A 25,818-nucleotide genomic window follows, 5' to 3' on the forward strand; every position below is an offset into this window, starting at 1 on the left:
ATAGGTCTAATTGTAAATAAATTTCCAAATGGATGGAGCCACCTTTGATTGGGTATTTACTTTTTTGGCTCTAAATAAGAAAGATGACTAAACTGAAAATTACGACATTTTTAATGCAACACTAGTGATACAATTTTAGTTTTAAAGTTCTTCTTACTGGGCCTGACTAAAAGATTTTTTCATATTACCTTTATCATACTTGGAACGGAACTGCTCCTCCAACTCTTCAAGCGTAAGTCCATTTGTTTCTGGCATAAATTTGTAAACAAAAGCAATTCCCAATATGCCAATGACAACGAAAGCAAAGAATGTAGCGGATAAACCTATCGTACTTAAAAGAATAGGGAACGTAAAACCAATAACAAAGTTGACTGCCCATAAGAAAAATACACTAATACCATTACCAAGGCCTCTTAATCTTTGTGGGAATATTTCCGCAGCAACTAACCATGTTACCGGTCCAATGCACCCTTGCATAAAAGCCAAAAATAGAACTGTCAAAGATAGTACAAGATACGGCAGTACAGGAGAACCTTTAAGTACCATTGAGAATATTGCAATCAATAAAAGTGAGGTGGTTGTGCCAGACAAACCAATTATCAACATTGGACGGCGGTTCACCTTGCCAATCATCCAAATACCGAATATTACAGCAAGAACGGAAATAAGTCCATTTGCAATGTTTGCAATTAATGCAGTCTTCGTACCAAAACCAGCCTGTTCTAGAATTTGCGTACCATAATACATAATGGAATTAACACCAGTAATTTGATTCACGACGGAAATTCCAATACTAATTAACAAAATACGGCGTAACCATGGTGTAGAAAAATCTTTAATCGTTGCTTTTTCGAGATCTGCGTCTCTTTTTACGGATTCTTCAATTTCCTTAAATTCTGCAATAGCTCGTTTCTCGTCACGGATTTGTTTAAGGACGCTTAGCGCCTCATCCTTTTTCCCTTTTGATGCCAGCCACCTTGGGCTCTCAGGAACCTTGAGCATACCTATAAATAACATAAAGGCTGGAATTGCACAAATAAAGAGCATGTAACGCCAAACATGTCCTGTATCCCCCATTGTTACACCAAGAATAGCGTTAAAAACATAAGCTAATAATTGTCCGCCGGTTATCATTATTTCATTCTGGGCCACCATTCGTCCTCTATTCTCGGCAGGTGCCATCTCTGCCAGAAAGGACGGTACCATTGATGATGCTCCTCCAACAGCAAGTCCAAGCAAGAATCTAAAGGTAACCATTACTGAAACATCGGGAGCAAATGTAGTTCCAAGTGTTGCGATCAAGAATAATAATGAAAGATTAAGGATCATTTTCCGTCGGCCATAGCGGTCTTGCAGCTTCCCTCCTAGTAAAGCACCAATTGCTGCACCTGCAAGAAGCGAACTTGTCACAAGCCCTTCTGTAGTTGGTGTAAGATTAAGCTGGTCACGTTTTGCCATAAAAGGTAAAGCGCCATTAACAACTCCAGTGTCATATCCAAAAAGAAGTCCCCCAAATGTTGCAGAAATCATAATCGTTCGTAAATTACGTTTAAAATTTCCTACTTGATTACCCATGCATTTTCCTCCCAAGGTTTTATTTTTTACTTATCTTTACCCTTAAGCCTCTCATTCTATAAAACTGACAGAATTGTTAAAGCGTTTTCATATAGTTTTATACAATAAGGCCTTTTAGATCATCAAAGGCCTTGATTGTAATGAAACCTTATGTTTATTGGTATTCAATCCATACAGCACCATTATCTGCAGAGCGTACACAGTTCTCAACCCAACGAACACCTTCTACCCCTGCCTCGATTCCTGGATACCAAGATGTATCAAACGCTTCTCCGCGATCTGCTGCAACCATCGCCTTGGCAAAACGAGTATATAGATTTGACCATGCTTCAAATAGTCCTTCTGGATGGCCTGCACCGATACGATCATCTGTAAGTGCTTGTGGATAGAGATAATCCATACCACGATCTAAAATCTGTGCCGGTTGACCTTGGACTTCATATCTTAATTGATTAGGATGTTCATCCCACCATTCAATGCTAGCTTTCGAACCTATCACACGAATCGTTTGCCCATGCATTGAACCTGCATTTACACAGGAAGACCAAACATACCCAACAGCACCGTTATCATATTCCATAATGGTAAATGCATTGTCCTCAAGTGGAGCACGGCTCTTAACAAAACTCTGGCGGGAACACATTAATTTTTTAATTTTTAAGTTTGGCAGCATAACCTCGGATATGTACAATGGATGTGTTCCTACATCACCCAAAACATAACTTGGACCTGCAACTTTTGGATCAACACGCCATTTCGTGCTTTCACTATTTTCTTCTACTGCAGCAGAATGGAAACCATGTGCAAATTGCATTTTTACAATTCTGATTTCTCCCAAATCTCCATTTTCAATCATTCTTCGTGCTTGATCAATCATCTGGTGTCCAGCATAACCATATGTAACGCCAACAACAAGATTTTTTGCTGTCGCAATTTCTTGTAATTCAAGTGCTTCTTCAGTGGTAAAACATAGAGGTTTCTCACACACAACGTGAAGTCCTGCATTTAGAGCTGCTTTCGTGATTTCATAATGTGTTCCGTTTGGAGTAGCAACAGAAACCGCTTGAATCCCATCTTCACGCTTTGCTTCTTCTTTAAACATTGTTTTGTAGTCAGGATAACAACGTTCTGGATCAACATGTAAATTCATTCCAAAGTCTTTCCCGCGTTCTGGATTAATATCAAAGGCACCCGCAACCAATTCAAAATTATGATCACGTAACGCAGCTGAACGGTGTATATAGCCAATTTGACTTCCGCGTCCACCGCCTACCATTGCCCAGCGGATTGGCTGCTCAACGTTTTTTTCACCATTAATCATGTTTTCATTCTCCTTTTTTCAAAATCTATTAATATCCAACACTCATTAAATAATCCACACTTTGTTTTACATCGCGTAAACTGGTATCAGCGTTTCTAGGGTCCCGTTCCTGTTCAATTGTGATATAGCCATGGTAATTGATCTCTTTTAACAAAGAATGAATGGAATTGTAATCTATGATGCCCTGTCCAATTGGGCACATAACTCCTTTGGCGCAAGCCTCGAAAAATCGAATATGTTCCTCCATAACTTGATCGTAAACATCCAGATCAATATCCTTAAAGTGGATATAATCCAGCCGCTCCATGTTGTCTTTAAGCCATTGAACCGGATCCATTTTTGAATAATAAAGATGTCCTGTATCCAAGCAAAGTCCTGCTATTTCATAAGGAATATCTTCTAAAAGCTGCTTAATTTCGTCTTCAAATTCAATATAGCCGCCTGCGTGCGGATGGATCACTGCCCGCACACCAAACTTGCTGGCCCGCTCTGAAAGAGCACGAATATGTCTCATCATTCTATTCCAATCCTCTGCAGGTAATCTTGGTGCCCGATCTGGATGGCCGGCATTATAATCCCTTTCATCATGCCCCCAATCAATAATAACCAGATAGGGAGTGGGGAATTTTTGATCTTCCTCCTTTGGAGAAGGCGGAAGTTTTGTTATCAAAGTACAGATATCGTCTACTTGCGTTAATAAATTTTCCAAATTACTTTCGGATACCACATCATCAAAAATGGTACCTGCGATAATCGTTAAATCATTTTTGGCAAGCTCTGCTTTTACTCTTTCAATATCCATTGGAATATAGCCATATGGACCTAACTCAATACCTTTATAACCAGCTTGCGATGCCTCCTTTAAAACTCTCTCCCATGGCGGCAGATAAGGATTTTTTGGATCATCCACACCCCAGCAGCAAGGCGCTCCTGAAATTTTTATACTCAATTGAAACACCTCCAAAACTTATAAATTAATTATAAATCCAGCCTAAGTTAACCGCTTTCACTATCTTGTTTAATTTAAGCGGTTTATTCTACATAAATAATAAAAAGTTTCACTATCTTGTTTTTCGTAGTTTTTGTGAGATTTTGAATGATATTTTAACGAGAGATTCTTTAAATTTCCCGAGAAATGTAGAATCCTGTTATACAGTTGATAATAAGGGACATTGGAGGAGAAATGAGGAAAAAAAATAAAAAGCAATAGTCACTATTGCTTTTTATAGTAAACCTTCTACTTTTCACTTTTAATCCATAGCTGTCGGTATTTTTTGGGAGACATGCCGACTGTTTTAGAAAAGAGGGTCGTAAAGTAGCTGGTATTATCGTAGCCAACTATACCAGCAATATTTGTAACACTTTCGTTTGTGTTAATAAGTAATGACTGTGCTTCCCCAATTCGACGTCGAATAATATATTGAATCGGAGAAAAACCAGTCGATTCCTTGAAAACATGTGCCAAATAATAGGGACTTATATGAAGTTTTTCCGAAAGAGAATTCAATGAAATTTCCTCCAGATAATGTTCATCAATGTAAGCTTTTATATTGTTTGATAATAATGATTCTTCTGATTTTGTTAAGACATGGTTTTCCTGCGGGATTTGTAAGATATGCATAAGAAGTGCACGAAGCAGATAACTGCACATTTCCTCTGCCCCAGCTTTTTCCTCAGAAATTTGGGAATACATGATTTCTAACAATGATTCAATCTTCGAAGCATCCTTTCCACTACGCAAAACGTATGAAGATTCCTTTGAAACCAAATGATTTTTGGGTAACCAAGAGAGCTTCACATTTGTAATACCTAAACAAAAAACGCTCATATTTGTATCCGGATTCCCATATTCATCGTGAAGAACGCCTTCATTATATATTAAAATATCACCTTTAAGGGTTTTATATTGCCGTTCACCAATCAAATGACTGCCATTTCCCGCTTTTATAAAAATGATTTCCAATAGATCATTGTGCATATGCATCGTTCTAGGTAAGCTTGTGTGAGTAGGATCAACATTACAAATATAGAGCAATTTGGGAATTGAATCATTTTCGAATGTTGGATTAAAGTCTTTTTTTACAAAATACTGAGTCATGATTTTCCCTCCTGAAACATTGCTGTAGCTTTCTTTATAAATGAGACTGTTAACCCAAAGTTTTAATTACCTACTAACTAGACTTTAAACGATGAATACCACAAATGACAACTTATTTTATCACTCTACTCTTCTTCAAAAATCACACGGCCTTCCTGAGGCTTTTCATACTTAACCCCATCTTTCAACTAAGCCCTTATTGAACATATAAAAAAAAGAGAAATATTGAGAATAATTGATATTTAGCCGCTTTCATTATGAATGTCAGCGTTTTTTTCATACATGTTGTCGTTTTCATCATGATTGCTAAAGAGACTCACAAGGTACAATATTAAATTAACCAATTTATTCCTAGGGAGGAATCATGATGAAAAGAATAATGGAATTCATTCAACATACAATGCAATCTTTTAAAGATTCTATGGATCAATATGGAAATGCACGAATCACTTTTTATGAAAGTATATCTGCTTTAGGCGAAAAGAAATAATCTCATTTTACAAAGACTATAAAAAACATATTCTTTAGATGAAAGCTAAAATAATATAACATAACTACCTTGACATAATGGAATCCCACCTAAAAAAGTAGAGATGTCATGTCATCTCTACTTTTTTAGGTGTAACTGAATTTTAATAATTCCATCTAACTGGAAGAAATAAATGTTAATCTCAAAAACTAAGAGTTTGGTTTAAAGCATCAACTGATGTTCTGATTCCTGCCTCAACGGACATTGTAAGATCTTCCATTTCAAGTGAAACTTCACCGTTATATCCCATCATGCGAACAACAGAGAAGAATTCTTTCCACCATTGCAAATCTTGGCCGCAGCCGACAGCCACATAATTCCATGCTCTATTTGCTGTATCCGTAACCTCTTTTGTTTCCAATACGCCATTAATAGCTGATAAATGTCTTTCAAGTCTTACATCTTTACCGTGAACATGATGAATGGCAGCTCCTAATTCTCTTGCTGCAATAATTGGATCTGCCCCCATCCAGAGTAAATGGCTTGGGTCTAAATTCAAACCAACCATAGGTCCGACTGCATTCCGCAATCTAAATAATGTTTCTGGATTATATACTAATTGCGAACTGAAATTTTCAAGGGCAATTTTTTCAACACCGCTAGCCTCAGCCTTTTTCACTAACTCTTTCCAATAAGGAATGGCTACTTCATTCCATTGATAATCTAAAATATCTTTTAATACTGGTGGCCAACTAACTGTATAGGTAATCCAGTTAGGAATTTTATCTTCCGGGCTTCCTGCCGGCAGACCACTCATCATAATGACCTTCTTAACACCAAGTAATCCGGCTAATTCCATTGTTTTTTCTGTTACTTCTCTGTGCTCTTTTCCGAGTTCACCAGGATCTAAAGGATTCCCGGAACAATTCAGTGCGCAAAGTTTAATATTCCGTTTCTCCAATTCACCTAAAAATTCACTTCTTTTTGCTTCACTTTCCAACAATTCATTTAAACGCAAATGTGGAGCCGGTGACCAACCTCCTGTTGTCATCTCAATCGTATCAATACCCATTTCAGCAACAGCATCCAACATTTTTTCAAAAGGTAAGTGTCCTAAGCTATCGGTTACATATGACAATCGCATGTTAAAAACCTCTCTCAATCTAGTTTATTTTTATGCCAAAACTAAGCTATCATTATATAAAGCTGGACATTCATCAAGTTGAATTTGTACACGTTCCCCCGTATCTCTCGCCTTTGAACAAGCCATAGAAGTAATCGCAGCTACATAACCATCCCAAGCATTTGGACCATTTAATTCATCTGCCTTCACGGAATCAACCCAAAGCTGAATTTCTCTATCATATGCCTTTACAAAGCGATCCTTCCAATCGGATGATACTTTTGTAAAATCCTTACCTTCCGTACGAACACTTGAAAAAGCTGGATCCGTTAAAGATACCATTCCTTCTTCACACATTACTTCACATTTTATATCATAGCCGTAATGGCAATTCACAAAGATTTCAATATCAATATGAATGCCCGACTCTGTTTCTAAAATGACAATCTGAGGATCATGTAACTCCTTATGTGCACTAGTTGTTCTTTTTGGCAAAATAACTTGTGCTGCTACATAGTTCTCCTTCAGTAACCATCTTAATACATCGATTTCATGAACAACTGAATTTTCAACAGCCATAGGGGTAGTATAGCTTTCATCTACTCCAGGATTTCGGTGAGCACAGTGAAGCATTAGTACTTCTCCAAGTTTTCTGCTATCAAGCATTTCTTTTATTTCTTCGTATCCTTGATCATATCTTCTCATATATCCTACTTGAACTAATTTTTTACCCAGTTTTATTTCTTCATCAATGATTCTTTTACAGCCCTCCGCTTCTACAGCTAAAGGTTTTTCACAAAATACATATTTTTTATTTTTTATTGCTTCTAAAACGTAACCTTCATGTGTTGGATCCCAAGAGGTAACGACTACTGCATCAACCTCTGGCAATTTAATTAGCTCTTCTCCAGATTTTACAAATTTAGCACCAACTTCTTGAGCAATTTGTTGAGCTCTTTCAACATTAATATCAGAGACTGCAACCACCTTTGCTCCCTTGGTTTTATATGTAATTCTTCGGATATGATCCATCCCAATTGCACCGGTACCAATAACACCAATCTTTAATTCCACAATAAACACTCCTTATTAATAATTTTCCTAAATTAAGCACTTTCCTATAAAAATCTAAGTAGTATTTTTATAGGAAAGGCAGCAATCTATAAAACAAAAGAGTTTGTAGACGCATACATATTTAAATGTAACTCGCCTTTTTTCTTTTTAGACAACAGAAGTTGTTATTTTGATATTACAGCTTTCTCATCAACTTGAACTTCATCATAGGTACGGAAGTAACTTTCAATCTCCTCAAGAGAACGGCCCTTCGTTTCAGGCATCATTTTCCAAATAAAGGTGATAGAAACCAATCCTACTGCCGCGAAAGCGAAGAATGTTCCTGATAAACCAACTTTTTCGAGTAATATTGGGAACATCAAGCCAATTACAAAATTTGTTATCCAGAGGAAGAAGACGCTAATCCCCATGCCAAGGCCTCTCAGTCTTAACGGGAATATCTCTGAGAGCGAAACCCATAATACCGGACCAATGGCTCCTTGCATGAAAGCTAGAAAGGTGACTGTCAGGGAAAGCATAACATAAGGAAGAATTGCAGCCCCTTTTAGAAGGAACGAAAACACTCCAATAAGCAAAAGTACCGTTGTTGTTCCAGTCAAACCGCTCAGCATCATGGATCGACGGCCAACTTTTCCAAGCAGCCAAATTCCGATAAAAGTTGCCAATACCGAGATTACCCCATTTGCAACATTACCAATAAGAGCGGCCTTAGTAGCAAACCCAGCTTCTCTCAGAATTTCAGAACCATAATACATAATCGAGTTGACACCTGTAAGTTGTGACGACATGGCAATTCCAATCCCTAGAACAACTATGCGTCGCACCCAAGGCACTCCCAAATCTTTCATTGTTGCTTTCTGAATTTCAGATTCTCCAGCAATTGCCGCTTTAATTTCTTGCAATTCTGCTTTGGCCCTGTTCTCTTCACGTACTTGTTGGAGAACACGTAAAGCTTCCCCCATTTTTCCTTTCGATGCCAACCAGCGCGGGCTTTCAGGTACTATTAGCATTCCAAACCAAAGGACAACTGCTGGAAGTGTTGCTACAACTAGCATGTAACGCCAAACGTGATCATTTTCACCCAATGTTGAAGCAATAGTGGCATTAAGCGCGAATGCTAGAAATTGTCCAGTAACAATCATTAACTCATTCTGAGTAACCAACCTGCCCCGTCGTTCGACTGGTGCTATTTCTGCTAAAAAGGTTGGAACTGTAACTGAAGCCCCTCCGACAGCCAGACCAAGTAGAAAACGAAAAACAAGCATAATACCTGCATTTGGTGAAAGGGTACATCCTAGCGCTGCAATAAAGAATAATAATGCCAGACTAAGAATATTCTTTCGGCGACCGTTACGATCTGACATCCTGCCGCCAAACACTGCCCCAAGCGCTGCTCCGAAAAGAAGTGAACTCGTAACAAGTCCTTCTGTTACCGCATTAAGATTGAGCTGGTCGGGTTTAGCCATAAAAGGAAGTGCACCGTTGATTACACCGGTATCATATCCAAACAGTAGTCCCCCGAATGTTGATACTAAAGTAATGATTCGTAAAAATGCCTTTGGAGTACGCCCCTTCTCAGTTACCTGATTTGCCATAAGTATTTCTCCCCCACATTTCAATGTTTAAAATGAACTTTCGAGCCATTAATGTATGATTCCTGGGGTTTCCTTAGACTCAATACAATTATCTTTTAAAAATGAAGCTAGCTACTTTAACCACAACACTTACGAAACAAAACACTAAACAATCATGATTATCCTTCTTATTACGCATACGCTTGCATTTTGATATTTAAAAAAATGGTTAATTTAGTAACGCTTTTTTACTAATTTTCATATATATCCTTCTAAGTATCTTTGTTTAATGCATACGATTGCATTTGTTACTAAAAAAATAGTTAGTTACCAAGTTTCATTTTATAAAAAATCTAGGTTTATGCATACGCTTGCATTAATGGGAGAAAAAGGAGTAAGTTAAACTTTTCCCCCGCAAGATTCTCTAATAACTAATGTAGGACTAATTTCAAGTTTTTGTTTCATGGTTGATGTTGAATTTAATTTCTCTATTAACCGTTTACATGTTAGTGTGGCAATTTCTTTTATAGGTTGATGGATGGTTGATAGGTATGGTTTATAGAATGTACATAACTCAATATCATCAAATCCGATTACGGCTATCTCATTAGGAACCTTTATATCAAGTTCCTTCATTGCCGTGATTGCCCCCTGTGCCATCAAATCATTCTGAGCAAAGATGGCCGTCACATCTTTTAAGATATCAATATTATCCATTATCAAGCGGTAACCCGAATGGAAAGTCGTGTCCCCATAAAATATTTTATCCTCATCATATTGGAGATGATGATCTTTAAACGCAGCTTTAAAGCCCTCAATCCTTTGTTGAAACTCACCACCAATAATATCAGCTGAGATGCACATGATGTTCCTATGACCAAGTTTAATTAAGTGATCACCCGCAATATACCCGCCTTTGTACTGGTCTACACAAACAAAATCTACATCCTTTGTCTTATAAAAGGGCGGTAAATACTTACAGAAGATAAAAGGAACTTCAGTTTTTTCTAGGGTTGCTATGGCTTTATCGTCTAAAGACGGCTCCATAATAATCAGTCCATCTACTTTCTTTGCGGCAATGAATCTCTCAATATTATTCTGTTTTGTAAACCGATTCTCAAAAAATGAGATAATAACATCCATTTGCATCCGTTCTAGACTTTCGATAATTTCATTCTGCCATGAGCTAAAGTATACTTCTATCCCCTGTCCAAATAAACTCTGAGGTAAAATGACACCTATTGTATTGGTTTTATTCGCACTTAAGCTTCTTGCATTAGCATTAAATTGAAAGCCATGCTCTTGTGCGATCTTCAAAACTTTTTTCTTGGTTTTCTCTGAAATCATTGGACTGTCATTTAAACATCTGGAGACGGTAGATTGACTTACATTTGCCATTTTTGCAATATCTTTTGTTGTAATTGCCATAATAGCATTCTCGCCTCTTTATGATCTATTTTTTATTAGACTACGCATACGTATGCGATTTAATTTATAGTTTATAATATTCAGTCTATAAAATCAATAAAGAGTTCACTTTTTGTCCATGTGACAGAATACAATTGCCGATAAATCATTTTTAGAAGTTACTTGTTTTACCATTTGGCTGTACGGAAGAAAGTAGTAAATTCCTTTACCTTTTTAGTCAATCCCTCCCTTTCAACTAGTTTAAAGTTATCCCCTGTTCCATTGGTTAACTATTGAATAACTTATGAGTAAATATTAATATTAAGAGCGCTTTCAGTCAATAGATATTTCAATATTTACTTAAAATTTTTATCATTTTCTTCTAAAATATCAACTAAATCACTAAAGGTTTACCCATTATCAACGAAAAATGTAACTATGTTATCGTTATTGTGTTTACTTTTCCAGACCTGCTCCGAAACTACAGTTCTAAGCTCATTTTTGCGCTTTGTGGAGAAGAACCCTTTAAGAGTTCTTCCCCAGACCTTAACCTCTTATTTCACCGTTACTGTTTCTTAGAGAGGTATTCTTTCCTTTACAGCCCGGCTGTTTCCCTGATGTACTTCCTTGCTTTCACTGCATATTCAAAAGGATTGGCAATTGCCGGATCCTGTTCGGCCTCGACTACAAACCATCCTTTATAGCTTGCTTCGCTTAGTACCTCAAATACGGGTTTGAAATCAATGACGCCGTCTCCTGGTACGGTGAAAACCCCTGCTTTTACAGCCTGCAAAAAGCTCATTTTTTCACTATGTACTCTTTCTACAATTTCCAAACGGATATCCTTTAAGTGAACGTGATGAATCCGATCAACGTATTTTTTTAACACTGCCAAGTGATCTTCGCCAGAGAATACAAGATGGCCTGTATCGTAAAGAAGGGATACTTTTTCAGGGTCGGTTCCTTCCATTAAGCGGTCGATTTCTGTTGTGGTTTGCACGCCTGTACCCATATGGTGATGGTAGACAATTTTCATGCCTTTTTCAGCAGCAAGGTCGCCAAGGCGAGTCAGCCCTTCCGTTAAGAGCTTCCATTCTTCTTCAGTATTTACAGGTTTATTTGCAAATAGCGGTGTTTCCATTTGGCCCTGGATGCTGTTTCCTTGTTCTGAGACAACAATTACTTTTGCACCCATTTCATGAAGAAAATCACGGTGTTCTAAAAAAGCTTTTGCCGTTACTTCATATGGCTTTGATGTTAAAAAGGAACTAAACCAAGCACTTGCAATCTCTAATCCTCTTAAAGAAAGTGCCTTTTTTAAAACCTCTGTGTCTCGCGGATACTTGTTTCCCACTTCACTTCCCGAAAAACCGGAAAGCGCCATTTCGCTTATGCATTGTTCGAAGGTAACCTCGCAGCCGAGTTCAGGGATATCATCGTTCGTCCAGCCTATCGGGGCAATCGCTAATTTTACTTGATTTGCGTTAAACATTGTCTTATCCTCCATCATTCATTGTCATGTGCTTTGCCATAATGGACTATTCTCTCATTACCGTGTAATTTAATACAAACCTCCTAGCTGCATCAGATCAAACGGATCGCTCTTCTACAAGTAGGAGGTTCGTAGTATCATTTCTACATTCTATTAAATGACTGGAACTGCTTGATTTAATTGAACTGGGGCACCCTTTTCAAGCGATTCCTTTGCTGCCTTCGCGATTTTTTGCGCTTGTAAGCCATCGAAGCCTGTGCAGGCAACTTCTTTCTTTTCAAGAATAGAGCGAGTAAATTCTACTACTTCATCAATATATGCCTGATTGTAACGCTCAAGGAAAAAGTAAAGCGGCTTATCTAACGTAACAGCCTCAGTGGTTGATACTTCAACAGTAGTTGGACGATTATTATCAGCTTGTGCTGCCCCTTTTTCACCGAAAACTTCAAGGCGCTGATCATATCCGTACACCGCCTGACGGCTGTTATCAATGACTCCCAGTGCACCATTGGCAAATTTCAATGTAACAATAGCGGTATCAATGTCGCCAGCTTCACCAATTGCCGGATCCACCAGCACTGCTCCGGCAGCAGAAACCTCGACAACTTCACTGTCCATTACATAGCGTGCCATATCAAAATCGTGGATCATCATATCCATAAACAATCCGCCGGAAGCTTTCACATAGTCAATACCTGGAGGCTCTGGGTCACGCGAAGTAATTCGTAAAATATGCGGCTGACCAATTTTACCATCTTTCACAAGAGTTTGAATTCTCCGGAAGTTTGGATCATATCGGCGGTTAAAACCAATTTGCAGCCTTACTCCCGCTTTTTCAACCACAGCTAATGCTTCTTCTGTTTCTTCTACGGAAAAACTTACTGGTTTTTCACAGAAGATATCCTTGCCGGCAAGTGCTGCTTCTTTAATGATTGTTGCGTGAGTATTGGTTGGTGAACAAATGAAAACTGCTTGGATCTCCGGGTCTTCGAGCAATTCATGATAATCGGTTGTCAGTACTTCAATTTGTTTTTCCTTCCCCCATGCCTCTAGGTGATCAATTACAACATCTGAAACACTTTTAATACGAATTTGTGGTATCTTTCTTAAATTATCTACATGTAATTTACCAATCCGGCCTGCGCCAATAATTCCTACTGTTAATGATGTCATTGTGATTCCTCCGATTTATTAAAGGTAATGTTTGGTTAAGCGCTTACTCAATACCCACGCCGATAAGTCGATCGGCGTGATTAAAGATTATTTAAGTTTCTTACAGATTTACGTTCGACCAACCTAGGTGAAATTATGATTCGCTGCTGCGGGAGCTTTGGGTCTTTTATTAGCTTTAAAAGCTGATCCATCGCAAATTTTGCCAGCTCCTGCTTTGGCTGGGCAATCGTCGTTAAGCCGGGTTCGGTTAATTCCGCGTAAATCGAATCATCAAAGCCTACTATTGATAGATCATTTGGTATGCGAATATGTGCTTTTCGTGCTTCCTTGATGAATATTGCCGCAATTAAATCGGTTGAAGCAAACACTGCTGTCGGCCTATTCACCATTTGCAATATCTTCCTTGCTGCAGCTTTTGCATCGTCTATTTTAGACATGGCATTTAAAGTCCATTCACTCTCTAAGACAACCCCTTCATCAGCCAGGGATTTTTTAAAGCCTTCAAGACGCATTCTGCCGCTGGCCCTGTTTTGCTCTGCGATAATAGCAATCTCTCTATGGCCCATATCAAGGAGGTACCTTCCTGCCATATATCCCCCTCGTACATCATCTGTTGTTACAATATGTGATGAGAAACGGAGGCTGTCAACAGAAAACATTAAATGCGGTATGTCCCTTTTTTGAAGACTTTTATAGGCCTTCCAATCTTCAGGCTCTGTCGCAATAATAATCCCATCAACCTGTTTTTTTTGTAATAATTCTAAATAATCATGTTCGCGTTCAATCTGGTAATCTGTACTGCACAAAATAATGGAATAGCCCATTTCCCTGGCGTTGTTTTCCAACGCACGGGCAACTTCGGCAAAAAAGGCATTAGAAATATCAGGAACAAGAACACCGATTGTAAAGGTTTGCTTACCTGTTAATGCCGCAGCAACACTGCTTGGCTGATATTCAAGCTCCCTCATTATTTTCAGAACTTTGTTTCTCGTTTCTTCACTGATACGGCCTGTATCGTTAATTACCTTGGAAACGGTTGCAATCGAGACTCCTGCCTTTCCAGCTACATCATAGATCGTAGGCTTCATTTTGCTCCAAACTCCCTTTCCAAAATCCTTATGTTGATATTATTTTACCACAAAGGATTACCAGGGGATGCGATGCTATGTTGGAATCTCTTTATAAACAAATTTCTCGTCTTATTTTTAAACTTCACAAATATTTTTGAAATCACATTAGCAATTAATTACCTATATATTGTTTAATCTTAGAAAGTGACTCATCCACATTTTCTTTAGTAATCACATTAGCACCGGAATCAATTCGTTTGTCAACTGACTGTCCATGAATTGCTTTAACCGCTGCATCTACCGCCATATAACCAATCTTATAAGGATCCTGGGCTACCTCCGCATCGAGCCCGCCTGCTTTGATCGAATTTAATCCTTCTGATGTTCCGTCAAAACCAACCACCATTACTTTGCTGTTTTTTGATTGAACAGCACGTAATGCACCTAATGCCATATCCTCGCTTGTTACGAATACTGCTTTAATTTTAGGATTTGATTGAAGAATATTTTGCATTACATTCATCGCTTTCGCTCTGTCACTATCTGCAGGTTGAATCGTTACGACTTTAATACCAGCCGCTTTCAGGGCTTTTTCTGCTCCATTACTCCGGTCATCGTGGGTTTTATCACCTAAAGCTCCACGTATGATGGCTACCTTATCTCCTTTATGAAGTTTATTGGCCATGTATTTTCCACCTTCTTGACCAGCCACTAAATTTCCTGTTCCTACGAAACTAACTTTTTCAGAATAGTTTGCATCTGTATCTGCCAAAACGACAGGAATCTTATTTCTATTGGCCTGTTGAAGAACATTAAGTACGGTAGCGGGTTGACTCGGTGCAACAACCAAAGCTTTCACATTATTGGTAATTTGATCTTGAATCAGCGTAACTTGTTTTTGTACATCCGTTTCAGCACTAGGCCCCATTACTTCTACAGTAACCCCATCTTTTTTACCCGCATCCATTGCACCACGCTGAACCAGCTTCCAATATTCACTATTTAAAGCTTTAAGAACAACAGAGACCTTTACCTCTTCATTTGAAGCAGACTTATTAGAACCAGAAGCAGTCTTGCTTGCCCCTGAAGAAGCCGAATTACTGCATCCCCCCATTACTAATCCGGCCCCTAATACACTAATCATTAAAATCCCGCTAAGTTTTTTCATCATTTCTGCCCCCTTAAAATTTAAGTTTAAGAAATCGTATTCTCCCGAGCATTATTCTTTGATGATATTTTTTTGAAACAACTTTTTCACACAGAATTAGTTTTTCTTACTCTTGCGTTGACGAAGAACGTCAACATACACTGCCGCAATGATAACCAATCCGATTACCGCCAGTTGAGCATCTGCGGAAACGTTAAGAAGGTTAAGGCCATTTTGAAGGACAGCAATTACTAGCGCCCCGATTAATGTGCCGGAAACTGTACCAACCCCGCCAAAAAAGCTGGCGCCGCCAATAATAACAGCTGCAATGGCATTCGTTTCATAGTTTAGTCCTGCAAGTGGGAATGCCGAGTTAACTTGCCCTACCATTACTAATCCCGCAAGTCCCGCCATCAAACCACTAAGTGAATACACGATCATCAGCACTCGGTCGACGTTTATCCCAGACAGACGGGCGGCTTCCTTATTGCCCCCGATTGCATAAATATAGCGGCCTGTTTTCGACCTTGTAAGGAAAATGTGGAACAGAACATAAACAGCAATGACAAGAAGAAAGCTCACCGGAATTGGACCGACAAATTGATTTCCGGCAAATTGAATGGCAGCTGGAAAACCCGCAATCGGTGCGGCTGCCGTTACAATAAGAGCAATTCCGCGTCCGATGAATTGTGTACCGAGCGTAGAGATAAACGGATGCGGTAAATGCAGCTTCGTTAATAACACTCCGTTTACCCATCCTAATAAAGTCCCTACACCCAGACAAACGATCATACCAATAAATGGGTTCATATGAAGGTTAACGGTAATGATCCCCATTAACATGATCGATACGGCAAGAATTGCACCAACTGACAAGTCAATCCCTGCTGTTAAGATGGCTAATAGCATTCCAAGCCCCATTAATGCATTAATGGATGATTGACTGGCAATATTCATAAGGTTATTTACGGTTAAAAACTTATCTGATAGGCAGGTCAGGATGACAATCAAGATGACAAGAGCTAATAGAGGTCCCAGCTTACCAATTACTTTCTTTAAAGTAATCTTTTCTTTTGGATCTGTATTCACTGAAAGATTCTTTTCTGATTCGGTCACTAATTGAACTTGACTCATTTTCTCATCCCCCTGTAGCTGCTTTCATTATTCGATCCTGTGAAGCTTCTTTAATCGGCAAATTTGCAGTTAATTTCCCTTCACTCATTACCAGTACTCGATCACACATCCCGAGGATTTCAGGAAGGTCCGAAGAAATCATTATTACAATGGAGCCGTTTTCAATCAACTGATTCATCAAGCGATAAACTTCAACTTTTGCCCCTACGTCTATCCCTCTTGTCGGTTCATCAAAGATAAATACCTTCGCATGTGTGCATAACCACTTGGCAATAACAACCTTTTGCTGATTTCCACCACTCAAGTTCCTAGAGTGAAGTTCAATGTTACCAGGACGAATTTTTAATTCTTTTACATACTTTTGTGCTTCCCTACGCATTTCTTTTACATCCAGCAAACCTGTACTGCCTTTAAACTTGTCCATATTTGCAATAGCAATATTAAAGTCAAGCGTCATGTCAAGCAGTAGACCTTCACTTTTGCGATCCTCTGTAATAAAAGCGATCCCTGCGTTTATGGCATCGCGTGGAGATTTGATCTTTATTTCCTGACCGTCAATAAAGATTTTCCCGCCTTTATTATGATCAACACCGAAAATGGATCTGGCCAATTCTGTACGGCCCGCACCTACAAGTCCAGAGATTCCAACAATTTCTCCATAATGGACTGAAAAATTAACGGGTTCGGTCGTGCCTGCTACGATTAAATCTTCAACTCGAAAGCCTTCTTTTCCAAGGGTAAAGGACTGCTTTGGAAACTTTTCATCTAATGATCGTCCCACCATCAGTTCAATCCAGTAATCACTATCTGTTGTTTTAACTGGTAAAGTTTCAATTTTAAATCCATCCCTAAGAATAGTTATCCGATCACCAAGCTGTTTAATCTCCTCAAGGCGATGGGAAATAAAGATGATGGCGATGCCTTTTTTCTTAAGCTCTTCGACTACTTTATAGAGCTGTTCTACTTCCTGGGCGCTTAAACTGGAAGTAGGTTCATCCATAATAATTAATTTCGCATCTAACGTAATGGCTTTTGCAATTTCAACTAGCTGCTGCTGTCCAATCCCCAGTGTTCCCAGTTGTTTATCGGCAAGTTCCGAGCTTTGGCCAAGCATCTCCAAGCAGCGCTCGGCTTCTTTTCGCATTGCTTTATGGTTAAGCAAGGACATTTTTCCGCCGTGTTTTAATTCTCTGCCAAGAAAGATATTTTCATAGACTTTCAGTTCAGGAATGACATTTAGTTCTTGATAAATGGTAGCAATGCCTAGTTTCATGGAATCAACTGGGTTAGTTAGTGTTACCAAGTTCCCTTCCCAATAGATTTCGCCTGCGTCCTTTTGATGCACGCCTGTTAAAATTTTAATTAAAGTAGATTTACCTGCACCGTTTTCCCCCAGCAGAACATGTACTTCACCCGGTTTTACGTCAAGATCGATACCCTTTAATACATGGTTTTGAGCAAAACTTTTTTTAATTCCTTTAATTTCAAGGAGGGTCCCTCCACGTACAACCATATATGGTCTCCTTTCTGCAATTATCCATTTTCGCTTTAATAGATTGGTGGTAAAGCGCTTACTCAAACAAGAGAATGGGATTATTATATTTTAAATAAGAGACCATTTGTTTTATCTAGGTAAGCGCTTACCCTATGCTTATATTGTAACCTACTCCTATTGGGGATTTCAATTCTTATTTTTCCAAATTAATAAAAAATTTATTGTATTTTTGGTATATAGTGATAAAGTTAGTGTTATTTTGCTTAAATATTGATACATACTCTTATTATATTTTGGGATATAGCGGTCAACTTATAGTGATGTAATGATTATACTTCTACCTTCGAAGTATCCCATGCCTTTAGTTTTTCTAATGAAGTTTTATAGTAATCGGTCAGAACCTGAAGATAATCTGGTCCTTTAACAGCTGTAAAAGGATTTGGACCTTCCGCAGTCATCTCCATAATGATTGGCCCGGTATAATTAATTTCATGTAATGCCTCAACTTGGCCTTTTATATTTGAATGGCCATTTCCAACAGCTTGACGATTAGAGTCAGCAACATGATAAACTCCTAACTTACTTCCTGCTTTTCTTAATGCATTAATAGGGTCTGCTTCCTCAATATTCATATGATAGGCATCTAAAAGAATAGATAAATTCGGACTATTTACAGAATCAAGTAGTTTCATAGCCTCTTGATTAGTAATAATTTGATGGTTTTCATAGCGATTTAACACTTCGAACACTACTTCAATATTTAAAACTTCGGCTTTCTTCATCACTATCCTAGAACTTTCTACAAGAAGCTCCCAATCCTTCGCATGATCTCCACTTCCAGCTATTTTTCCCACATCGCCATGTAAACATATTCGTTTTGCACCTAGATCGCTTGCCCAATCCAATAGATTTAAAAAGTAGCCCACTGCTTCTAGCCTTATACCTTCATTTTCACTGGAGATATCCACATTATCAGGTGTGACAGATAAGACCTTTAACCCGTATCTAGACAAGATATTTGCAAGTTCCCCTGGATCTTGCGTAAGATCTCCTTGAACTTCTACTCCATCTACACCAACATCCTTAGCTAATTTACACTTTTCTTCTACAGAAATATCACCAAAAGTCCATAAACATAAACCATATTCTCTACTCATTTTAATTCCTCCAAGTTACTAATTTTATTTAATATTTCTTTTATAAAGTCTAGTACACTACTATATTTAAAAATAAACAAAATTTTCAGTGCAATTTTCATATACATTCTAGTACTACTTCAAAATGCAAACCCGAATACTCACATTTATAAACGGTCTTTAGCCTATCTTACTAACCTTACTCTGATTTACATCAAATTTATCTCTAAACTCATCCTCTATTTGTTCCAATGTCAGCCCTCTTGTCTCTGGCAAGTTTTTCGCAACAAATAATACTCCAATGAATCCAAACGAAGCAAATAAGAAAAATGTTCCTGACAGTCCGAGTATACTTAAAAGAGTAGGGAAAAATAGTCCTACTAGAAAATTGCAAATCCATTGGGAGCATGTAGCAATCCCCATACTAAGACCACGCAGGCGAACTGGCGCAATTTCAGCTATTACGAGCCAGCCTAAAGGTCCAATAAACCCTTGAAAAAAGGCTAAGTACGTTACTGTCAATGTTAATACGATAAATGGTAAAATCGGTGAGTCGGTTAGCGCAAGATTAGTAATCCCAATCGCTATTAAAACCACTGTAACACCAGTAAAACCTATAAGCAGCATCGTCCGTCTATTCACTTTGTTAAGAAGGGACATACCAACAATAACGGCAATAACAGCAATTAATCCATTTGCTACGTTTGCAATCAAAGCTGTCTTCGTCCCAAAACCAGCATTTTCAAGAATTTGAGTTCCATAATACATAATAGAATTTATTCCTACTAACTGAGCTACTGACCCAACTACAACCCCTATTCCTACCATATATCGAACCCAAGGAACCCTTAAATCTTTTAGTGATGCTTTTGCTACTTTTTGCGATTCTTGAATATGTGCTTTTATTTCATTTAATTCTTGTTGCGCAATACCCTCATTACGAATCATTTTCAAGACCTTCAGTGCTTCAGCCATTTTTCCTTTTGAGGCTAACCATCGAGGGCTTTCTGGTAGAACAGCGACTCCAAACCATAATGCCACTGCCGGTAAGGTTGCAACAACTAACATATAACGCCAAACATGTCCTGTATCACCAAAGGCATTTCCAATAACGGCGTTAAATACATAAGCTAGAAATTGCCCAGTAACAATCATTAATTCATTTCGTGTAACCATCCTGCCCCGATGTTCCGACGGAGACATTTCCGAAAGATAGGATGGTATGATTACCGAAGAACCGCCGACAGCAAGGCCTAGAATGAAGCGGAAAATAATCATTACTGTTGCATTTGGTGCAGTAACACAGCCCATTGTTGCAAATAAAAAGATAATAGCGAGATAGAGTATTAGGCTCCTGCGCCCTTTTCGATCTGATAACTGACCTCCCACTATTGAACCAAAAGCTGCTCCTAACGTTAGAGAACTTGCTACAAGCCCTTCTGTAAGAGGGGTAAGATTTAATTGTTCGGGCTTTGCCATAAATGGGAGTGAACCATTCATAACACCAGTATCATATCCGAATAATAGCCCCCCAAATGTTGATACAGTGGTAATTAATTTCAAAAACTTTTTTGGGTTCTTTTTCGTAAAATGATCCAATTGCACACCCTTATTTGAAATATTCTCCATATAGAAATTCCCCTTATATTTATCAGTGATTAACTCTTGGGCAAAGCGACTGTAAATTCTATCTAAGATCATAAAAATCCTAATAGTAAAACTTCCATTGGTTTTCAATCTGTGCAGCGCTTACAAATTTCTTTTAAGGCATCTCCCTTTTCTATGTAAAATGGAATGAAATCCTGTTCTAATGTGAAACTGACATCATGCCAGGAAAATGGAGAAGATCTTATCTTTCATTCATAGAAATTGGAGCCGTTGAATCACGAACAATCAAGAGAGGAGACATAACTACCCGTTGCATCACTTTATTAGATCTCTCTTTCTTATTGGTAATTTCATCAACAAGCAACTCTACTGCTTTGGCTCCCATTTCTTCTATAGGTTGAGCGATAGTCGTTAATGGCGGGTCACTAAGTTTTGCCAAAATACTATTATCAAATCCTACAATAGATAACTCATTAGGGATTTGTATCTTTAGAGTTCTTGCTGCACGGAAAACACCAAAAGCAAGTAACTCTGTCGAAACAAAAATGGCTGTAGGCCTGTTTTCTTGATTTTCCAATAAATTTAAGCACACTCGTCCACTTTCATCCAAATCTAAGGAACTATATAGGATGGTTAAATCATCAGAAGATAGCCCAGAATCTATTAATCCTTCTTTAAACCCTTTTACTCGGTTTTTTATGGAAGGAATATTGATGTTTTCTACGATCATGGCTATTTTTCGATGGCCTAACTGTACTAAATATGTACCAGCTTCATACCCACCCTGAAAGTCGTCTACCATTACTATATGAATGGGTAAATTAGGAACATCACGCGAAAGCATCACAACTGGAATATCACCCTCAATTAATTGTTGAAAAGCGCGCCTATTTTTTAAACCAGTTGCAATAATCATTCCATCTACATATTTTTGTTTCAACATGGAAATATATTCATCTTCTTTGGTACTGTCATTATCAGTGCTGCATATAATGACATTAAACCCTTTTTTACGACCGTTGTCCTCAATTGCTCTTGTCACTTCAGCCATAAATGGATTAGAAATATCAGGAATCAACAAACCGATTGTTTTCATTGCCTTTTTAACGGAAGAGGCAATACTTGGCTGAAACTGTAATTCATCAATTACTTCCCAAATTCGTTTCCTAGTCTTTTCACTGATACTTCCCGTTCCGTTTAATACTTTTGATACAGTCGATATAGAAACATCTGCTTTTTTTGCAACATCATAAATGGTTGGCTTCAATGCTAATCTCCCTTTCCCCAATTTCTATTTTTCATTATAAACAAAGTTATTAGGAAAAAGGGCAATTTTTATCCGTTTAAACGGTCATTAAAACATCATTTTCTACTTTAACTGACTTTTTCTCCTTATACGACTCTATACATGCAAGAGCGATTAACAATGCAGAACGGGCATCTTCTCCAGTAACAGAAGTCGGTTTATTGTTCTTTACTGCATCAACAAAATCTTTTAATTCATCTACATAAGCATCAAAAAGCAAGTCCTGATCGTAGCGCAAAGTATTATAACTCGCTCCCTCTTTTGTATACCTAGTCATACTTGATTCGCGAATGCTTCCCACCTGTAACATTCCTTCAGAACCAAAGACTTCCCCACGGACGTCATACCCATACACTGCTTGGAAGTTTGCTTCTGCCACAGCAATAGCGCCATTATCAAATCGAATGCTTACAACAGCTGTATCGAGTAAACCTTTATCCTTAAATTCTGGCGCTACAAGGGCATCTGCCATGACAAATACTTCAACTGGTTTAGCATTTGGATTTAAGTATAAAAGTGTATCAAAATCATGAATAAGTGTTTCCAAAAAAATAGTCCACTCAGGTTTATTCGGATTACCTAATTCTGGATCTCTTGTTAAAGACCGTAATAATTGTGGTGTACCAATTTTTCCGGCAACAATTTCTTCATGCGCGTCTTTGAAGCCTTTTGAAAAGCGACGGTTAAATCCAACTTGTAAGGGCACTTTCATCTCCTTAACAACTTGAAGAACTTCATCTGCTTCTTCTAGTGTTATCGCCATTGGTTTTTCACAAAAAACAGCTTTTCCGTTTTTTGCAGCAGCAATAACATTACTTGCATGTGTTCGTGCTGGTGAAGCGATAATAACTGCATCTACATTTGGGTCCTGCATCATTTCAAGTGGATCTGTATAGGTTTTTATATTTAATCCTAATTCATTTGCAAATTTCTCTGCGGCACCGGGAAATGGATCTGCTACTGCATATAGAATAGCATCTGGTATTCGTTTTGCTATACTTTCCCCGTGAAAAGCCCCCATTCTGCCAGCACCTAATAACCCAACCTTTAATTGACTCATTTCACTCACTCCTCATCATCCTAAGAAATAATTTAGGAAAGTTCTTTCCTAACTTATTTTTATTGTAATCACTTACATTAAAATCGTCAATCACTTTTATTCTATTTTTGAGAAAATTTTTGAAATTAAAATTGGGATTGATAACTTACTAGACACTTAAAGCAAAAAGGCTGGACCTTAAGTATTTTCCATGCAATACCGATCTTTTTAAAAGTTTCGTTACTTTTCTACTTCGAAACATCATATGCTTTTCTTGCATTGAAGGGAAAGTAATTAAACAATACCGGATTTAAGTTTTTTAAGAACATACCTTTTCCGGAGGATTCATTTAGGAAAGTTCTTTCCTAACTAAAAACACTACCTTTCTTTCTTGCCATTGTCGTTATAAAAAAAATACAAAGTTTTTTAACTTTGTATCCATTATCAATTCGAATCTATTTTATTACTACAATACGATGTTCGAATTATTAAAAATCTAGCCGGACAAGTTGTTCTAATTCGGAAACATGTACTAATTTAATATTATAATGATTGTTTTTTTCTTGTATTTCACAATAACCGGAAGCGTACTCGAATAACAATAAATATTCTTTCCCTCCATAGATTACATCAATATATTTCATTAACTTTCCATCCTTATTTTATAAAAAATAGCTTTTGACCACCATTATCCCTATCAAAATTTAGGAATTTGTTGTTAAGGACACATCGACATTAACTAGGCACCAGCCTTACTTTTTTTAATAGATTTTTCATTTTCAAATTCATCATGATCTTTCCCCCAAATCATGATGAGGAACGTAGCCATTAGTCCCAGTACCCCGACAAAATAAAATCCTGCTTTAATTCCCATTAGTGAATTAAATATTCCTGCAAAAAACGGCCCCGCAAAGATGCCAATAGCATAAATCGCTTGGTAGGCACCCATAGCGGTCGCTCTTTTTTCGGGTGCAATTTTTTCGATGGCCAAACCTAACAGCAACGGAAAAATTAAGCCCAGTGAAAATCCGCTAAAAATCTGAACGGCCAAAAATAACTCTTTACTCTGAACGAACGGAATCAGTAACGTAAAAACAGAAGCAAAGAAAAAGGCCGTTTTTAGGGCATTCCATTCACCCAAAAGTGGAACCAGGACTCTCCCTATAAATAGAGTGGCAATGGCATGAGGGATCATAAACGCAAACACGATCAAGGTTAGCTCACTTGCCGAAAAACCAATAGATAGGGCATAGTTGGATGTAAAGCCAAACATGGTTGAAAAAATAATACTATGTGCCAAAATCGATAAGAGAGCGACCTTCAACAATGATGGTTCTTTTATAACGGTCGCTAATTCCTTCACCTTTAGCGGTTCCCTCTCTATTCCTTCTTTTGGTTCAAAAATAAAAAGAGATAGGAACACACCGAGGATGCTAAAAGATCCGGCTATCCAAAAGGGGGCTTTCCATCCCCATTCACTTACGATCGAACCACTAAAACTCATCCCTAAGAACTGGGCAAGAACGACAATAAATGAAATACTCCCCATTGCCTGATGTACTTCATGATCAGCAAAATACCTTGGATATAGGACTGTAAATGCGACCCACGTAGCCGCTGAAATTCCTGCAAGTGCGCGGGCTGCCAGAATCCAACCTAAACTATCTGTTAGTAAAAAAATTACACAACTTAACATACTGATCAACATGCCAAAAATGATAAATGGCTTCCTAACTTTCTTAACATCAGAAAAGATCCCAATCGGAAGTCTGCATAAAAGCTGCATGATCCCGTAGCTGCTCAATACAATCCCAATAAATGTATACTTTCCGCCCAATGATTCCATATAAGGTGAAAAAATAGGAACATAGAGAAATTGCGGAAACCATAATAGAAAGGAAACAATAATAAAAAGATATTTGTTTCTATTTGATCGTAATCTACCCAGACATACCATCTCCATTTTAATCATTTTTAAGAAAAAACCGGGCAAGGATCGTAACGGGCTCGGCTTCCTATTACAAATACAGTTAGAAATGTAATAGGAAATTAACTGACTAATTGCTTCTCATTTTGCGGTGCTCTGTTTAGGTGGAAGGTAGCCAATAGAGACCCTATTAACGACCGAAGGCGACGAAAATCATTCAACTGGGTAGCCAATAGACCCTATTAACGACCGAAGGCCACAAAAATCATTCAACTGGGTAGCCAATAGACCCTATTAACGACCGAAGGCCATGAAAATGATCCAACTGGGTAGCCAATAGACCCTATTAACGACCGAAGGCCACAAAAATCATTCAACTGGGTAGCCAATAGACCCTATTAACGACCGAAGGCCTTGAAAATAATCCAACTGGGTAGCCAATAGACCCTATTAACGACCGAAGGCCACAAAAATCATTCAACTGGGTAGCCAATAGACCCTATTAACGACTGTAGGCCTTGAAAATGATCCAACTGGGTAGCCAATTACCATTTTGTATTAAAATTTGTAAGTAACATGTATGTTACTTTGTAGAAATATTCTAGCCATTGTACCCAAACATTTTTTATGCCCAATTTCTTATTCAAATT

General features: G+C 38.0%; 21 protein-coding genes. 2 read left to right on the forward strand and 19 right to left on the reverse strand.

Going from position 1 to position 25,818, the window contains the following annotated elements; all coding sequences use genetic code 11:
- Positions 1-153 precede the first annotated feature (153 nt).
- From M3226_RS18170 to M3226_RS18185, 4 genes are all read right to left on the reverse strand, one after another.
- The gene (locus M3226_RS18170) at positions 154-1,575 is read right to left on the reverse strand and encodes a sugar porter family MFS transporter (RefSeq protein ID WP_251567715.1); all 1,422 of its coding nucleotides are present in this window, start codon (positions 1,573-1,575) and stop codon (positions 154-156) included.
- Between the two features lie 154 nt (positions 1,576-1,729).
- Entirely contained in the window at positions 1,730-2,896 is a 1,167-nt protein-coding gene (locus M3226_RS18175) for a Gfo/Idh/MocA family protein (protein WP_251567717.1), read from the reverse strand.
- 28 nt (positions 2,897-2,924) lie between these two features.
- Positions 2,925-3,845, reverse strand: coding sequence for a sugar phosphate isomerase/epimerase family protein (locus M3226_RS18180; protein ID WP_251567719.1), 921 nt, complete (start codon positions 3,843-3,845; stop codon positions 2,925-2,927).
- Positions 3,846-4,133: 288 nt separating this feature from the next.
- A complete protein-coding gene (locus M3226_RS18185; protein ID WP_251567721.1) occupies positions 4,134-4,994 on the reverse strand; it encodes an AraC family transcriptional regulator in 861 nt (286 codons plus the stop codon).
- A gap of 364 nt (positions 4,995-5,358) precedes the next feature.
- Between M3226_RS18185 and M3226_RS32275 the strand changes: the two genes are divergently transcribed.
- Positions 5,359-5,484: a hypothetical protein gene (locus tag M3226_RS32275; protein ID WP_285857907.1), complete on the forward strand. Its 126-nt coding sequence runs from the start codon at positions 5,359-5,361 to the stop codon at positions 5,482-5,484.
- A gap of 181 nt (positions 5,485-5,665) precedes the next feature.
- Here M3226_RS32275 and M3226_RS18190 read toward each other — a convergent pair whose 3' ends face one another.
- The 10 genes from M3226_RS18190 to M3226_RS18235 all read right to left on the reverse strand — a co-directional run bounded on the left by M3226_RS18190 (position 5,666) and on the right by M3226_RS18235 (position 18,170).
- Positions 5,666-6,607, reverse strand: a complete 942-nt coding sequence (locus tag M3226_RS18190) for a sugar phosphate isomerase/epimerase family protein (protein ID WP_251567723.1) — start codon at positions 6,605-6,607, stop codon at positions 5,666-5,668.
- 30 nt (positions 6,608-6,637) lie between these two features.
- Entirely contained in the window at positions 6,638-7,660 is a 1,023-nt protein-coding gene (locus M3226_RS18195; RefSeq protein WP_251567725.1) for a Gfo/Idh/MocA family protein, read from the reverse strand.
- 164 nt (positions 7,661-7,824) lie between these two features.
- Positions 7,825-9,255, reverse strand: coding sequence for a sugar porter family MFS transporter (locus M3226_RS18200; RefSeq protein WP_251567727.1), 1,431 nt, complete (start codon positions 9,253-9,255; stop codon positions 7,825-7,827).
- Between the two features lie 378 nt (positions 9,256-9,633).
- Complete coding sequence (locus M3226_RS18205; RefSeq protein WP_251567735.1) at positions 9,634-10,662, reverse strand: LacI family DNA-binding transcriptional regulator; 1,029 nt, start codon at positions 10,660-10,662, stop codon at positions 9,634-9,636.
- A gap of 574 nt (positions 10,663-11,236) precedes the next feature.
- Positions 11,237-12,133 carry a myo-inosose-2 dehydratase gene (iolE, locus tag M3226_RS18210; RefSeq protein WP_251567737.1) on the reverse strand — a complete coding sequence of 299 codons (897 nt, stop codon included), beginning with the start codon at positions 12,131-12,133 and terminating at the stop codon, positions 11,237-11,239.
- A gap of 153 nt (positions 12,134-12,286) precedes the next feature.
- Positions 12,287-13,306 (reverse strand): inositol 2-dehydrogenase, encoded by a 1,020-nt coding sequence (iolG, locus tag M3226_RS18215; protein WP_251567739.1) that lies wholly within the window; start codon positions 13,304-13,306, stop codon positions 12,287-12,289.
- Between the two features lie 80 nt (positions 13,307-13,386).
- Entirely contained in the window at positions 13,387-14,394 is a 1,008-nt protein-coding gene (locus M3226_RS18220) for a LacI family DNA-binding transcriptional regulator (protein ID WP_251567741.1), read from the reverse strand.
- A 154-nt stretch (positions 14,395-14,548) separates the two neighbouring features.
- On the reverse strand, positions 14,549-15,547 hold the full coding sequence (locus M3226_RS18225; RefSeq protein ID WP_251567743.1) for a sugar ABC transporter substrate-binding protein: 999 nt from the start codon (positions 15,545-15,547) through the stop codon (positions 14,549-14,551).
- Between the two features lie 93 nt (positions 15,548-15,640).
- The gene (locus M3226_RS18230) at positions 15,641-16,657 is read right to left on the reverse strand and encodes an ABC transporter permease (RefSeq protein WP_098530367.1); all 1,017 of its coding nucleotides are present in this window, start codon (positions 16,655-16,657) and stop codon (positions 15,641-15,643) included.
- Between the two features lie 4 nt (positions 16,658-16,661).
- Positions 16,662-18,170: a sugar ABC transporter ATP-binding protein gene (locus M3226_RS18235; protein WP_251567745.1), complete on the reverse strand. Its 1,509-nt coding sequence runs from the start codon at positions 18,168-18,170 to the stop codon at positions 16,662-16,664.
- Here M3226_RS18235 and cas5 point away from each other — a divergent pair.
- Entirely contained in the window at positions 18,139-18,264 is a 126-nt protein-coding gene (cas5, locus tag M3226_RS32760; RefSeq protein WP_374110634.1) for a CRISPR-associated protein Cas5, read from the forward strand. The genes M3226_RS18235 and cas5 overlap by 32 nt on opposite strands.
- A 217-nt stretch (positions 18,265-18,481) precedes the next feature.
- Here the strand turns inward: cas5 and M3226_RS18240 are convergent, their stop codons facing one another.
- The 5 genes from M3226_RS18240 to M3226_RS18260 all read right to left on the reverse strand — a co-directional run bounded on the left by M3226_RS18240 (position 18,482) and on the right by M3226_RS18260 (position 25,204).
- Positions 18,482-19,309, reverse strand: coding sequence for a sugar phosphate isomerase/epimerase family protein (locus M3226_RS18240; RefSeq protein WP_251567747.1), 828 nt, complete (start codon positions 19,307-19,309; stop codon positions 18,482-18,484).
- A 159-nt stretch (positions 19,310-19,468) separates the two neighbouring features.
- On the reverse strand, positions 19,469-20,917 hold the full coding sequence (locus M3226_RS18245) for a sugar porter family MFS transporter (RefSeq protein WP_251567750.1): 1,449 nt from the start codon (positions 20,915-20,917) through the stop codon (positions 19,469-19,471).
- Positions 20,918-21,137: 220 nt separating this feature from the next.
- Entirely contained in the window at positions 21,138-22,163 is a 1,026-nt protein-coding gene (locus M3226_RS18250; RefSeq protein ID WP_251567752.1) for a LacI family DNA-binding transcriptional regulator, read from the reverse strand.
- A gap of 76 nt (positions 22,164-22,239) precedes the next feature.
- A complete protein-coding gene (locus M3226_RS18255) occupies positions 22,240-23,262 on the reverse strand; it encodes a Gfo/Idh/MocA family oxidoreductase (RefSeq protein WP_251567754.1) in 1,023 nt (340 codons plus the stop codon).
- A gap of 718 nt (positions 23,263-23,980) precedes the next feature.
- The gene (locus tag M3226_RS18260) at positions 23,981-25,204 is read right to left on the reverse strand and encodes an MFS transporter (protein WP_251567756.1); all 1,224 of its coding nucleotides are present in this window, start codon (positions 25,202-25,204) and stop codon (positions 23,981-23,983) included.
- Positions 25,205-25,818: the final 614 nt, after the last annotated feature.

This window comes from Neobacillus cucumis, from assembly GCF_023715505.1.

Excerpts from the sequence above, each read along its gene's own strand:
- M3226_RS18220 (WP_251567741.1), bottom strand. The coding sequence starts at position 14,394 with ATGAAGCCTACGATCTATGATGTAGCTGGAAAGGCAGGAGTCTCGATT.
- M3226_RS18255 (WP_251567754.1), bottom strand. The coding sequence starts at position 23,262 with ATGAGTCAATTAAAGGTTGGGTTATTAGGTGCTGGCAGAATGGGGGCT.
- M3226_RS18205 (WP_251567735.1), bottom strand. The coding sequence starts at position 10,662 with ATGGCAATTACAACAAAAGATATTGCAAAAATGGCAAATGTAAGTCAA.
- M3226_RS18185 (WP_251567721.1), bottom strand. The coding sequence starts at position 4,994 with ATGACTCAGTATTTTGTAAAAAAAGACTTTAATCCAACATTCGAAAAT.
- M3226_RS18245 (WP_251567750.1), bottom strand. The coding sequence starts at position 20,917 with ATGGAGAATATTTCAAATAAGGGTGTGCAATTGGATCATTTTACGAAA.
- M3226_RS18170 (WP_251567715.1), bottom strand. The coding sequence starts at position 1,575 with ATGGGTAATCAAGTAGGAAATTTTAAACGTAATTTACGAACGATTATG.
- M3226_RS18235 (WP_251567745.1), bottom strand. The coding sequence starts at position 18,170 with ATGGTTGTACGTGGAGGGACCCTCCTTGAAATTAAAGGAATTAAAAAA.
- M3226_RS18200 (WP_251567727.1), bottom strand. The coding sequence starts at position 9,255 with ATGGCAAATCAGGTAACTGAGAAGGGGCGTACTCCAAAGGCATTTTTA.
- M3226_RS18225 (WP_251567743.1), bottom strand. The coding sequence starts at position 15,547 with ATGATGAAAAAACTTAGCGGGATTTTAATGATTAGTGTATTAGGGGCC.
- M3226_RS32275 (WP_285857907.1), top strand. The coding sequence starts at position 5,359 with ATGATGAAAAGAATAATGGAATTCATTCAACATACAATGCAATCTTTT.
- iolG (WP_251567739.1), bottom strand. The coding sequence starts at position 13,306 with ATGACATCATTAACAGTAGGAATTATTGGCGCAGGCCGGATTGGTAAA.
- M3226_RS18190 (WP_251567723.1), bottom strand. The coding sequence starts at position 6,607 with ATGCGATTGTCATATGTAACCGATAGCTTAGGACACTTACCTTTTGAA.
- M3226_RS18260 (WP_251567756.1), bottom strand. The coding sequence starts at position 25,204 with ATGGAGATGGTATGTCTGGGTAGATTACGATCAAATAGAAACAAATAT.
- M3226_RS18240 (WP_251567747.1), bottom strand. The coding sequence starts at position 19,309 with ATGAGTAGAGAATATGGTTTATGTTTATGGACTTTTGGTGATATTTCT.
- M3226_RS18230 (WP_098530367.1), bottom strand. The coding sequence starts at position 16,657 with ATGAGTCAAGTTCAATTAGTGACCGAATCAGAAAAGAATCTTTCAGTG.
- M3226_RS18175 (WP_251567717.1), bottom strand. The coding sequence starts at position 2,896 with ATGATTAATGGTGAAAAAAACGTTGAGCAGCCAATCCGCTGGGCAATG.
- iolE (WP_251567737.1), bottom strand. The coding sequence starts at position 12,133 with ATGTTTAACGCAAATCAAGTAAAATTAGCGATTGCCCCGATAGGCTGG.